This is a genomic window from Nonomuraea longispora (assembly GCF_004348345.1).
Lineage (GTDB): Bacteria > Actinomycetota > Actinomycetes > Streptosporangiales > Streptosporangiaceae > Nonomuraea > Nonomuraea longispora.
Genome location: NZ_SMJZ01000053.1, coordinates 34,852 through 45,876, shown reverse-complemented (window position 1 = coordinate 45,876; position 11,025 = coordinate 34,852). Strand labels below are relative to the sequence as shown.

The 11,025-nt window shown below is 70.8% G+C and carries 14 protein-coding genes; 6 read left to right on the top strand and 8 right to left on the bottom strand.

Annotated features, from left to right (window positions below; genetic code table 11):
* The 3 genes from E1267_RS16310 to E1267_RS16300 all read right to left on the bottom strand — a co-directional run.
* The coding region (locus tag E1267_RS16310; protein ID WP_165959642.1) for a serine/threonine-protein kinase at nt 1–1,714 on the bottom strand (1,714 nt) is incomplete at its 3' end.
* 106 nt (nt 1,715–1,820) lie between these two features.
* Entirely contained in the window at nt 1,821–2,375 is a 555-nt protein-coding gene (locus E1267_RS16305) for a GNAT family N-acetyltransferase (RefSeq protein WP_132333373.1), read from the bottom strand.
* An 11-nt stretch (nt 2,376–2,386) separates the two neighbouring features.
* Nucleotides 2,387–2,896: a shikimate kinase gene (locus E1267_RS16300; RefSeq protein WP_246063940.1), complete on the bottom strand. Its 510-nt coding sequence runs from the start codon at nt 2,894–2,896 to the stop codon at nt 2,387–2,389.
* 37 nt (nt 2,897–2,933) lie between these two features.
* Between E1267_RS16300 and E1267_RS16295 the strand changes: the two genes are divergently transcribed.
* Nucleotides 2,934–3,215, top strand: a complete 282-nt coding sequence (locus E1267_RS16295) for a hypothetical protein (protein ID WP_132333372.1) — start codon at nt 2,934–2,936, stop codon at nt 3,213–3,215.
* Between the two features lie 13 nt (nt 3,216–3,228).
* The gene (locus E1267_RS16290; protein ID WP_132333371.1) at nt 3,229–3,612 is read left to right on the top strand and encodes a ChaB family protein; all 384 of its coding nucleotides are present in this window, start codon (nt 3,229–3,231) and stop codon (nt 3,610–3,612) included.
* 241 nt (nt 3,613–3,853) lie between these two features.
* Here E1267_RS16290 and E1267_RS16285 read toward each other — a convergent pair whose 3' ends face one another.
* The 3 genes from E1267_RS16285 to E1267_RS16275 form a co-directional block, all read right to left on the bottom strand.
* A complete protein-coding gene (locus E1267_RS16285; protein ID WP_246063938.1) occupies nt 3,854–5,683 on the bottom strand; it encodes a transketolase in 1,830 nt (609 codons plus the stop codon).
* An 82-nt stretch (nt 5,684–5,765) separates the two neighbouring features.
* Nucleotides 5,766–6,779 carry an SDR family oxidoreductase gene (locus E1267_RS16280; protein WP_132333369.1) on the bottom strand — a complete coding sequence of 338 codons (1,014 nt, stop codon included), beginning with the start codon at nt 6,777–6,779 and terminating at the stop codon, nt 5,766–5,768.
* Between the two features lie 7 nt (nt 6,780–6,786).
* Nucleotides 6,787–7,044 (bottom strand): hypothetical protein, encoded by a 258-nt coding sequence (locus E1267_RS16275; RefSeq protein ID WP_132333367.1) that lies wholly within the window; start codon nt 7,042–7,044, stop codon nt 6,787–6,789.
* 54 nt (nt 7,045–7,098) lie between these two features.
* On the opposite strand from E1267_RS16275, the gene E1267_RS16270 reads away from it, so the two are divergent.
* From E1267_RS16270 to E1267_RS16260, 3 genes are read left to right on the top strand one after another with little or no spacing between them, the layout of a single operon-like run.
* A complete protein-coding gene (locus E1267_RS16270; RefSeq protein WP_246063936.1) occupies nt 7,099–8,151 on the top strand; it encodes a DNA topoisomerase IB in 1,053 nt (350 codons plus the stop codon).
* 44 nt (nt 8,152–8,195) lie between these two features.
* A complete protein-coding gene (locus E1267_RS44360; protein ID WP_165959641.1) occupies nt 8,196–8,444 on the top strand; it encodes a BON domain-containing protein in 249 nt (82 codons plus the stop codon).
* Entirely contained in the window at nt 8,428–9,168 is a 741-nt protein-coding gene (locus tag E1267_RS16260) for a metallophosphoesterase family protein (RefSeq protein WP_132333365.1), read from the top strand. The genes E1267_RS44360 and E1267_RS16260 overlap by 17 nt, the downstream gene beginning before the upstream one ends.
* 146 nt (nt 9,169–9,314) lie before the next feature.
* Here the strand turns inward: E1267_RS16260 and E1267_RS44355 are convergent, their stop codons facing one another.
* Nucleotides 9,315–9,464 carry a GPGG-motif small membrane protein gene (locus tag E1267_RS44355; protein WP_165959640.1) on the bottom strand — a complete coding sequence of 50 codons (150 nt, stop codon included), beginning with the start codon at nt 9,462–9,464 and terminating at the stop codon, nt 9,315–9,317.
* Nucleotides 9,465–9,570: 106 nt separating this feature from the next.
* Nucleotides 9,571–10,056 carry a DUF1360 domain-containing protein gene (locus E1267_RS16255; protein WP_132333363.1) on the bottom strand — a complete coding sequence of 162 codons (486 nt, stop codon included), beginning with the start codon at nt 10,054–10,056 and terminating at the stop codon, nt 9,571–9,573.
* A gap of 369 nt (nt 10,057–10,425) precedes the next feature.
* Here E1267_RS16255 and E1267_RS16250 point away from each other — a divergent pair, with 369 nt between their 5' ends.
* The gene (locus E1267_RS16250) at nt 10,426–11,022 is read left to right on the top strand and encodes a nucleotidyltransferase (RefSeq protein ID WP_132333362.1); all 597 of its coding nucleotides are present in this window, start codon (nt 10,426–10,428) and stop codon (nt 11,020–11,022) included.
* Nucleotides 11,023–11,025 lie beyond the last annotated feature (3 nt).

Below are 11,025 nucleotides of genomic sequence, written 5' to 3'. Positions count from 1 at the left end.
CCCCCTCCGCGTAGCGCCCGTCGTCGCTCAGCGCCACACTTCCCGGCGGCAGCCGGTAGGAGGCGGCCCACCGCCCGTTCGGCACGTCGAAGACGGTGACCGTGCCGGTGTCCCAGCGGATCAGTTCGTCCCCGTGCAGCAGGTAGCCGGCCCGCAGGTCGGCGGCCGGGTCGGTGAACACCCCCAGCTCCGGCTGGACGAGCGAGGCCTGCAGCGCGGCCCGCGCCTCGAAGACGGGCGACATCCGCCAGGCGGCCACGCTGAGCCGCATCGCCGTACGCGGGTCGGTCGACCGCATCGCCTCGGCCCTGGCGGCCACGGCCCGCGCGTCGGAGTCGAGGAGACGGCCGCGCAGGTCGTTCTGGCCGTGGACGGACACGACGGACATCGTCACGGCCACGGCCAGCAGCACGCCCAGCGTGGCCATGGAGGGGGTGAGGATTTTCCTGCGCTGTTTGGACAGGGCCACGCTGTCGTTGACGAAGTCGCGTTCGAGCTGGTTGAGCCGCAGGTGGCGGCGTTTGGTCGCGGCCCAGCCGAGCGCCGTGTCGAGTGCGTCGCCGCGCAGCAGCCGGCTCCTGCCGCGACGGTGCTCCGACCACTGCGTGGCGGCCATCCGGATCTGGCGGTGCACGTGCATGCTGTCGCGCTCGTCCGCCGCCCAGCCACGCAGCCTGGGCCAGGCGCGGTAGAGCGCGGCGCTGGCGGGGGCCACCCGGTCGTCGCTGAGGGCCACGAGCTTGCCCATGGACGTCTCGACCGGCGCCACCCGCACGCTCCGGCGCACCAGCAGGCCGGCGTCCATGAGCGGGCCGAGCACGTCGCCCTCGTCGTGTGGGTTGTCGCCGTCGAGCAGGCGCAGCAGCAGCCCGGGGACCTCCTCCTGCTGGCGGGGCGTGAGCGACTGGTAGACGTCCTCGGCGACCGCGCCGAGCGAGCGCGGGCGCGCGTGCCCTTGCGGGGGCCGCAGCACGTCTCCGGCCGCGATCAGCAGCTCGGCGGCGACCGGCCGGTCGGCGGGATCCTTGGCGAGGGCGCGGCCGACCAGCCCGCGCAGAGGTTCGGGCAGGTCGCTCAGGTCGGGATCGCAGGTGAGCAGCCGGTGCATGATGCCACCCAGGCTCTCGCCGCGGAACGGGTCGCGCCCGGTGGCCGCGAACACCACCACCGCGCCCCACGCGAACACGTCGGCGGGCGCGCCCGCCTCCTGCCCGGTCAGAACTTCGGGGGCGAGGTACGTGTACGTCTCGCCCATCGGCCGCCAGGCGGGCAGGCCGAGCTCGATCACCTTGAGGCCGCCCGCGGCCAGCAGCACGCTCTCCGGGTTGATCCCCTGGTGGGTCAGCTTCTCCTCGTGCAGCGCGCCGAGCGCGGCCCCCAGCGAACCGGCCAGCGCGAGCAGCTCGTCGCCGTCGTACGGACCGTGCAGGGCCACGGCCTGCCGCAGGTCGGGCCCGTCGACGAACTCGCTCACCACGTAGGGGACGCCGCCGTCGACCCCGGCATCGACCACCTCGGCCAGGTGGCGGCAGGTCACCCGCCCGAATCTGCGCCCGGTCTCGCCCCGCGACTCGGGCTCCGCCTCGCCACGCGGAACCGTGACGGCGAACCGCTGCCCGTCGTCGTCGTAGGCGTCGTAGGTGACGCCGCGCCCGCCCGCGCCGAGCCTGGCGGCCAGCCAGTAGCCGCCAAGCTTCTCAGGGTCACCTGGCACCAAGCGCATCGTCACTGATGCTTAGATGCACGACACCGTCCAATGGTTGTCCGAAATGACGCGACAGGTCCCCCGCGCGCCTCGGGGGACCCATGCGTCATGATCATTATGCCAGGCCTCCGCGCCGTACCTGCCATCCGGGGCGGAGCATCGCCATGATCACGCAGTCGTGCCATGCGCCGTCCCAGAGCAAGGAGTCACGTTTCACGCCCTCCTCCACGAAGCCGATCTTCTTGTAGACGTGTCGTGCCCGGTCGTTGAAAGCGTAGACCTCCAGCTCGATCCGGTGCAGCGGGGTCGTGCCGAAGGCGTGTCCGAGGACCAGCTCGATGGCCTCCGTGCCGTAGCCCCTGCCGAACACCCGGGAGCCGATCAGCGCGATGCGCAGGTTGCACGACAGGTTGGCGGGATCGAGCGCGTTGAGGACCACCTCGCCCGCGTAACCGTCGCCGGTCATGATCGCCAGGTCGAGCCGGTCGGCGTGCTGCGCCCTGCTCGCGCACCACCGGCGGGCGCCCTCGAAGTCGAACTCGCCCTGCGAGCCTGTCAGCCGCCGTACCTCCGGGTCGCGAACCAGCTCGTACAGACCTTCCGCGTGCTCCGGGCCCACCGGGCGCAGCGTCACGCGCGAGCCCTCCAGCACGGGCTTCTCAGCGAACATCGTCCTGGCCTTCAGCCGCGATCACAGGTGGACGCACCCATGTCCCGCACCACAGCGTCTCGCACCTGCTCGGGGGTGAGTTCGCTCACGTCGCACACAGTGTCGGCCACCTCACGGAAATAGCCGCCGCGGCGGGCCCGCATGGCGGCGGGGTCGAAGTCGGGACGATGATCGCTCGAACGCATCCGCTCGGCCAGCACCTTGTCGGGGGCGTCGACCCAGACCACGAACGCGGACCGCATCGCCGCTCGTACCTCGGGGTCCTCGACCGTGCTCGCCGCCGCCGCGATCACCTTGGGGGGACCGGCCAGTTCGAGCAGCACGTGCTCGGCCTCGTAGAGGTGCAGCGTGGCCGCGCCCTCGCGGGCGGCGATCTGCGCGGCGGTGCCGCCGTACCTCGCCTTGAGGAACGGGTCGCTGTCGCTGAACTCCAGCCCCAGCGCCTCGCCGATCAGACGGCCCGCCGTCGTCTTGCCCGATCCCATGAGCCCGATCACCACGACTGGTTTGTTTTTCGACATGTGGATAGAGGTCCTTCGTGTCAAGGAGGTAAATCAGATGACCATCGCCGGAAGCATCATCCTCATCATGCTCGGTGCGATCCTCACCTGGGCCGTCGAGTTCGACCTCGCCGGCCTCGACATCAACGTAGTGGGTCTGGTCCTCATGCTCGGAGGCCTGGTCGGACTCGGGTTCGGCATCTACCGGATCAGCGTCACCCGCCGGGCGGTCGGCCCCATCGACGAGCCGGTCCACCGTCACGAGATCTACGAGGAGCCCGAGCCCAGACGGACCACCGTGTACGAGGAACGACGTCACTACGACGAACCACCGCTGTAGGAGGTGAAGCGAAATGCCAGCAGTCGAAGAACTGCCGTCCACCATCAGGCGCTCGCCGAAGAAGGCACAGAACACGTGGATCAAGGCGCACGACTCTGCAGTGCAGGAGTACGGCGAGGGGCGACGCGCCCACATGACGGCGTTCGCGGCGCTGAAGCACTCTTTCGAGAAGGTCGGCGACCACTGGGAGCCGAAGTCGAAGAAGGGTCCTTCCGACAAGGGCGCCAAGGACCGGTCCGGCAGGACGGCCGAGGGCGTCGACGCCAACGCCAGCAAGGAACACCTGCAGAGCGTGGCCGCCAAGCTGGGCGTGCGCGGCCGGTCGAAGATGACCAAGCAGGAGCTGGTGACGGCGATCAAGAAGGCCAACAGAAGGTCCACGGCGAAGGCGCGCTGACCAGCGCGCCGGCCGGAGGCGGCCGGCTCGTCACGAGGCCGGCGGGAGAGCGAGGCGGCACGGCGCCGCCCCCTCGACTGCCGGCCTTTTCATGCCCCCGCCCTGATACCTCGGCCACCCTGCGCCGCCGGACCGCCTCGTCCGGCCTGCCGCCTCCGCCCGCCCGATCTCCTTGACCCGGCCCGAACGCTCGACGCGCCCGGACACATCGGCGTGCCCGAGCGCTTACGGCGTGAACGGGTCAGAGCAGTCGCTTGACGGCCGCCACGATCGCGTGGCGGTCGATGCCCGCGTCGGCGAGCTGCTCCTCCGGCTTGGCCGACCCCGGCAGCTCCGTCACGGCCAGCTTCACCACGCGCGGCCCGAGCTCGCTCACGGCGTCCAGCACCGCGTCGCCGAGCCCGCCTTCGAGCCGGTGGTCCTCCACTGTGATGAGGTTGCCCGTGGTGGTGGCCGCCTCCGCCAGCGCCGCCGAGTCGACCGGCTTGACCGAGTAGAGATCGATCACCCCCACGGGCAGCCCGGCCGCCTCCAGCTCGCCGGCCGCCGCCAGCGCCTCGTGCACGGTCACCCCCGCGGCCACGATCGTGGCCCGGTCGCTGCTCGACTGCCGCAGCACCCGCGACCCGCCGACCGGGAACCGTTCGCCCGGCGGGTAGATCACCGGTGTGGTCCCACGCGTGGTCCGCAGGTAGGACACGCCTTCGACGTCGGCCATCTCGGTGATCAGCGCGGCGGTCTGGTTGGCGTCGCACGGGTACAGCACGGTGCTGCCGTACAGGGCCCGCATCATGGCCAGGTCCTCCAGCCCCATCTGCGACGGGCCGTCCTCGCCGATCGACACCCCGGCGTGGGACCCGACCAGCCGGATCGAGGCCCGGCTGACGCCGGCCATCCTGATGAAGTCGTGCGCCCTGGTCAGGAACGCCGCGAACGTGGCGGCGTACGGTGTCCACCCGCGGATCTGCATCCCGACGGCGGCGGCGACGAGCTGCTGCTCGGCGATGTACATCTCGAAGAAGCGCTCGGGGAAGCGCTGCGCGAACACCTCGGTCTTGGTCGAGTCGGCCACCTCGCCGTCCAGCGCCACCACCTCGCCGCAGGCCGCGCCGAGCGCCGCCAGCGCCTCCCCGTACGCCGCCCGCGTCGCGACCTGCTCTCCCACCTCGTACGCGGGCAGCTCCAGCGCTCCTCCGCCGAACCGGTACGGCTCGGCGGCCCCGTGGGGTTCGTGCACGGTGACGGGTACGTCCCGCGGCCCGCCCAGCTCGTCGACGGCCTTGTCGGCGTCCTTGATGGGTTTGCCGTGGGCGCCTTCGCGGTTCTCGACCTCCAGCACGCCTTCGCCCTTGCGGGTCTTGGCCAGGATGACGGTGGGGCGCCTGCGGGTCTTGCAGGCGTCCTGCAGCGCGTAGTCGATCTCCCCGGGGTCGTGCCCGTCGATCTCGACCGTGTGCCAGCCGAACGCGGCGAAGCGGCGGGCGTACGCGCCCGTGTCCCATCCGTGCCGGGTGGGCCCTCGCTGACCGAGCCTGTTGACGTCCACGATCGCGGTCAGGTTGGCCAGGCCCTCGCCGCCCGCGTGCTCGGCGGCCTCCCAGATGGAGCCTTCGGCCAGTTCGCTGTCGCCGCAGAGCACCCACACCCGGTACGGCATCCGTTCCAGGCGCCCGGCCATCGCCACCCCGACCCCCACCGGCAGTCCCTGCCCGAGTGAGCCGGTGGCCACGTCGACCCAGGGCAGCCGCGGCGTCGGGTGCCCTTCCAGCCGGCTGCCGCGCTTCCTGAAGGTCAGGAGTTCCTCGTCATCGATGACACCGGCCGCCTTGTACAGGGAGTACAGCAGGGGAGAGGCATGCCCCTTGGACAGGATCACATGGTCGTTGGCGGGGTTGTCCGGCTCGTGAAAGTCGTAGCGGAGGTGCCTGGCGAACAGCACGGCCATCAGGTCGGCCGCGGACATGGACGACGTGGGATGGCCAGAGCCGGCAGCGGCGGCGGCGCGGACGGAGTCGACGCGCAGCTGCGTGGCCAGCTCGGCGAGGTACTGCAGATCGGGTTCGGGCATCATGACCTCCTGGAGAGTTCCGGCCCGGCCACCCCCGCCCGCCTGACGCGGGATGCCGGGTGGCGCCGGGCGCCGTCGAGGGTGGTCAGCGCCGCAGGCGCCGGCCGAGGGCGGCGAGGGCGGCGGCGGCCGTGCCCGCGCCCAGCGTGAGCAGGACCGGGCGGCGGTGCCGGGAGAGCCAGACCTGCGGGCTGTGCGCGTGCGAGCGCTGGTCGAAGGTGCCGTGGGCGCCGTAGTCCGTCGCCTCGTCGGCCGGGTCCCAGAGGTTGGACACGCCGCTGGGCGACTTCTCGTCGGTCTGCTGCGAGCTCACTCCCGTCCGCGCGAGGTAGCGGTCCACCAGGGCGGGGGCCACGCGCTGGGCCAGCAGGGTGGCCACGGTGCTCGTCCCGACCCAGTACTCCTTGCGCTCGGGGTGCTCGGCGGCGTACACGATCGCCCGCGCCGCGACCTCGGGCTGGTAGATCGGGGGGACGGGCTGTGGGTGGCGCCGCAGTTTGGACAGCACCCACTCGAACTGCGGGGTGTTGACGGCGGGCAGCTGGACGAGCGTCACCTGGATGCCGCTCCCGTCCGCCAGCAGCTCCGTGCGGACCGACTCGGTGAAGCCCTTGATCGCGTGTTTCGCGCCGCAGTAGGCGGACTGCAGGGGGATGCCGCGGTTGGAGAGCGCCGAGCCGGTCTGGACGATGGCGCCGGTGCCGCGCGGCCGCATCAGGTCGAGGGCGACCTTGGTGCCCCAGACGTAGCCCAGGTAGGTGACGGCGGTGGTGCGGGTGAACTCCTCCGGGCTGATGTCCTGAAATTTCGCGAAGACGGAGGAAAAGGCGGTGTTGATCCACACCGAGATCGGCCCCAGCTCCGCCTCGATCCGCTCGGCGGCCTTGCGCACCTCGTCATATTCGGCCACGTCCGCCTCGTAGACCTGCCCGCTGCCTCCCTCCACGCCCACGTCGACCGCGGCCGCGCCCAGCCCGGTCGTGCCCCTGGCGATCAGGGCCACCATGGCCCCCTGCCGCCCGAGCTCGCGGACGACCGCGCGCCCGACTCCGCCGCTCGCGCCCGTCACCACCACCACTCGCCCGCTCAGTGGTCCCATGTCGACATCAGCCCGCCTCTCCGTCGCTGCGCTGGTTCTGACGGCGTACGGCCAGCGTGATGTCGATCACCGTGAGCACCGCCAGTCCGGCGGCGATGCCCGTCATGACAGGGGCGCCCCCGATGAGTCCCAGCACCGCGATCGCGAACAGGAACACCAGCAGGAACGAGCCCACCCTGATGTGCACCACGTCGCGCGGGGTCGCGGGCACCATCGCGTGACCCCTGCGTGACTTCTCCTCGTGCCACTCTCCGTGTTCAGACATGCCGCTCACCTGCCCGTGCCGTTTGCGGCGTAACGTCATGGGTAGCCGTGCCCGGTGCCCGAGCCTGACCTGAGTGTGCGCCGGCGACCCCCTGCCGGCGGTCCCGACCTGCGGCCCAGCGACCAGAACGAGCCGGGCATCGTACGACGGCGGTGCGGCAGGGGCTTCACCTACGTCGGCCCGGACGGGCAACGGGTGCGCGACTCCGCCACGGTGGAGCGGATCAAGGCGCTGGCGATCCCGCCGGCCTGGAGCGACGTGTGGATCTGCGCCTCGGCCGACGGGCACCTCCAGGCGGTGGGTACGGACGCCGCCGGGCGCAGGCAGTACCGCTACCACGACGTGTGGCGCGAGCAGCAGGACCGGGAGAAGTTCGACCGGGTGCTGGAGGTGGCCGAGCGGCTGCCCGCGTTCAGGAAGGCGGTCGACGACCAGCTCAGGGGCCGCGGCCTGACCCGGCAGCGGGTGCTGGCCGCCGCGGCACGTCTGCTCGACATCGGCTTCTTCCGCATCGGCGGCGAGAGCTACGACACCTACGGGCTGGCCACGCTCCGGATGGAGCACGTCACCTGCTCGCGCGGCCTCGTCGTCTGCTCCTACCCGGCCAAGGGCGACATCGACCGGGAGGTCGAGCTGGCCGACCCCGGGGTGTGCAAGGTGCTCAGGGCGCTCAAGGCGCTGGGTGAGGAGGGCGAGCTGCTGCGTTACCGGCGCGCGGGCGGCTGGAGCGACATCAGGAGCGAGGACATCAACGACTACCTCCGGGAGATCATCGGGTACGAGGTCACGGCCAAGGACTTCCGCACCTGGCACGCCACGGTGCTCGCCGCCGTGGGGCTCGCGGTGTCCAGGCCCGCCGGCTCGGAGGGGCGTACGAAGAAGCAGAAGGCGATCGTGCGCGTGATGCGCGAGGTCGCCGAATATCTGGGCAACACCCCGACCGTGGCGCGGGCCTCGTACGTGGATCCGCGGGTGGTGGAGGCGTACGAACGGGACAGGACCATCGCGGCGGTGCTGACCGAGCTCGGGGCGGACGCCGACTACGGACAGCTCGCCACGGCGGGTCCAGTGGAACGGGCGGTTATAGACCTTATTCGTGCCGTTTGACGGGTTTATGCCCGGGCATGCGGCCACAGAAAAGGAGGCGAGCGATGGAAGCTCCGCAGTACGTCGCGGCCCGCGTCCAGCAGGCGCTGGCCGAGGACGGGCGCACCAACGAGCTGGGCATCCGCGTCGACATCAGAGGCGACCAACTGTTCCTGCGCGGTCAGGTGAGCGAGGTCGAGCAGCGTACGCGGCTCGGCCAGGTGGCGCACGAGACCGCCCCGGAGCTCCGCCTGCACAACGAGATCAATGTCGTGGACGCCACCGAGCCAGGGGAGGATGAGCATCTTGACTGACCTGCGCATCGCCGCAGTGGGCGACATTCACCTGGGAGAGGACGGCAGGGGCCACTACCGGCGCAAACTGCAGGGCATCGAGGAACGCGCCGACGTGTTCATGCTCGCGGGCGACCTCACCAGGCACGGCACACTGGAGGAGGGCAAGGTCGTGGCCGACGAGCTGCGCGACCTGCCGATCCCCGCTGTGGCGGTGCTCGGCAACCACGACTACCACTCCGACATGGAGCACGAGATCGCGGAGGAGCTCCGCGACGCCGGGGTGATCGTGCTCGACGACGACGGCGTGGTGCTCCAGTGCGGTGACATGAAGCTGGGAGTCGTCGGCGGGAAGGGCTTCGGCGGTGGGTTCGCCGGCAAGTGCGCCAGCGAGTTCGGCGAGCGCGAGATCAAGAACTTCGTCGCCCACACCCGCTCCATCGCCGAGGCCTGGAAACTAGCGCTGAAGGAGATCGTGGCCGACGAGCGCGTGGTGTTGTCGCACTACTCGCCCATCAAGGAGACGCTCGAGGGCGAGCCGGCGGAGATCTACCCGTTCCTCGGCAGCTATCTCCTGGCGGAGGCCGTCGACACGGCGGGCGCGGACCTGATCCTCCACGGGCACGCCCACAAAGGCAGCCCGAAGGGCATGACGCCGGGCGGCATCCGGGTGCGCAACGTCGCCCTGCCGGTGCTCGGCCGGGCGTACGGCGTTTACTGCCTCGACTGCGAGAACGGGTCCTGAGATACGTCGAAGGCCACCGCCCATCCCCGGGCGGTGGCCTTTGTCGTTGTCATTCACTGCGTTACTCCGGCAAGTCAGGAGGACCGCTGGACCGTTCTCGGGGAGCGGCCCAGCGGGTCGAGCGGGGAGCCATCGGGGTGGCCCCCCTACACATTGAAGATGCTGACCCCGCCGGGCCCGACCAGGAAACCGAGCACGATGAGCACGATTCCCCAGAGGAGGTCGCGCCGGGCCAGAATCACGTAGATTCCGGAGATGACGAGAATTACCGCGATGATCCAGAGCAAAGTAGCCATGATTCCGCCTCTGCCCTGAGGGGTGGCCGCTTAACATCTTTTTCCGCTGGGAAGCGAGCGGGGGGAATCTATGGCATTCCGTTATCGCAACCAGACATCCGGGGCGTCAGGACGCCGACTTCATCAGCTTCGCGTAGGCCAGCTGCAGCCAGTCGGAGATCGCCACCGCGGTCATCGTGGCTCCCACGAGCCGGGTGACCTTGGGCGAGAGCACCAGCCCGGCGGCGTACGCGGTGGCCACCCACTGCGACAGGCAGAACGGGCAGGCGAGCAGCTCGCCCATCGGGCCGCGGGGCTTCTCGTGCACCTCGGCGGGCCCGCCCCCGCCCTTGTAGCGGGTGAACGGCGCTCGGAGCGGGCTGGTGACGGGATCCTTCGCCAGGCGCCGCGACACCTTGTGCGTGCAGGCGGCCATGAGCAGCACGTCCATCGCCGCCACGCGCTCGGGGGCCCTCCGCCCCGCCAGGGCCGCCACGGTGGCCGCCACCGCCACCGTGCCGCCGTACGCGCCGAGGATGCCGAGGTAACCGCCGAGCGGACGGTCGTGGTCGCCGCCATAGGCCTGTTCGGTCTTCTCGAGGATTTCGGTCATAACATCTGGCGCTACCCGCAGGTCCAGGCCCTACTCGCAGCGGGCCTTTTGACGCGCTCCCCGGCCTGAAGCTTAAGGCCGGGGGTTCAGCCCGGCCTTGTCCTGCCGTGCGCGTAGCCCGTCGGTGAACACCGTCCACGCACACCCGAACGCTCGCGCCAGCGCTGCCTGAACTCTCAGATCGTTCACCTGCTTGAGACCGCGCTCGCCGCCGGCGAGGCGCACGACGAATCGCCTTGACGGCGATTCGTCGTTTTCTGCCCCGCTACGCGGGACAGTCCGCTTCACCCCCGGCCTGAAGGCCGGAGCACTGCGGACGAACCCGATAGCACAACGCCTACCGGCCGATCGTGCGGGTAGCCCGGAACCATGAGCAGCCACGGCCACGCTGTCACCGACGCGATCCTCGACACGCTCAAGCGCGCCAGCTCGGGGCTGAAGGACGCCGGAGTGAAGTTCGCGCTGGCCGGCGGGTGCGCGGCCTACGCGAGAGGCGCCGCGCCGTCGCTGCACGACGTGGATTTCGTGGTCACCGAGCACGACGTGCCCGCCGCACTGGAGGCGCTGCGCGGGCTGGGCTTCCAGACGGCCAAACCGCCGGAGGACTGGCTCGTCAAGGCGTACGACGAGGGCCGCCTGGTCGACCTGATCTTCCGGGTGTCGGACCTGGCGATCACCGACGAACTGCTCGACAGGGCCGAGCCGCTGAAGGCGTCGGCGGTGATCGTTCCCGTGCTGGAGGCCACCGACCTGGTGATCTCGTGGCTGCTGCCGCTGTCGGAGCACGCCTGCGACTACGGAGCGCTGCTGGCACAGGTGCGGGCGCTGCGCGAGCAGGTCGACTGGCCGAGGGTGGCGGCCGTGGTGGAGGACTCGCCGTACGCGACGACGTTCCTCACCCTGCTGGAACGGCTGGGTGTGCTGGAAGGGCCGGTCGTGCCGTCGGGCGACCCCAAGTGGCCGTGACCG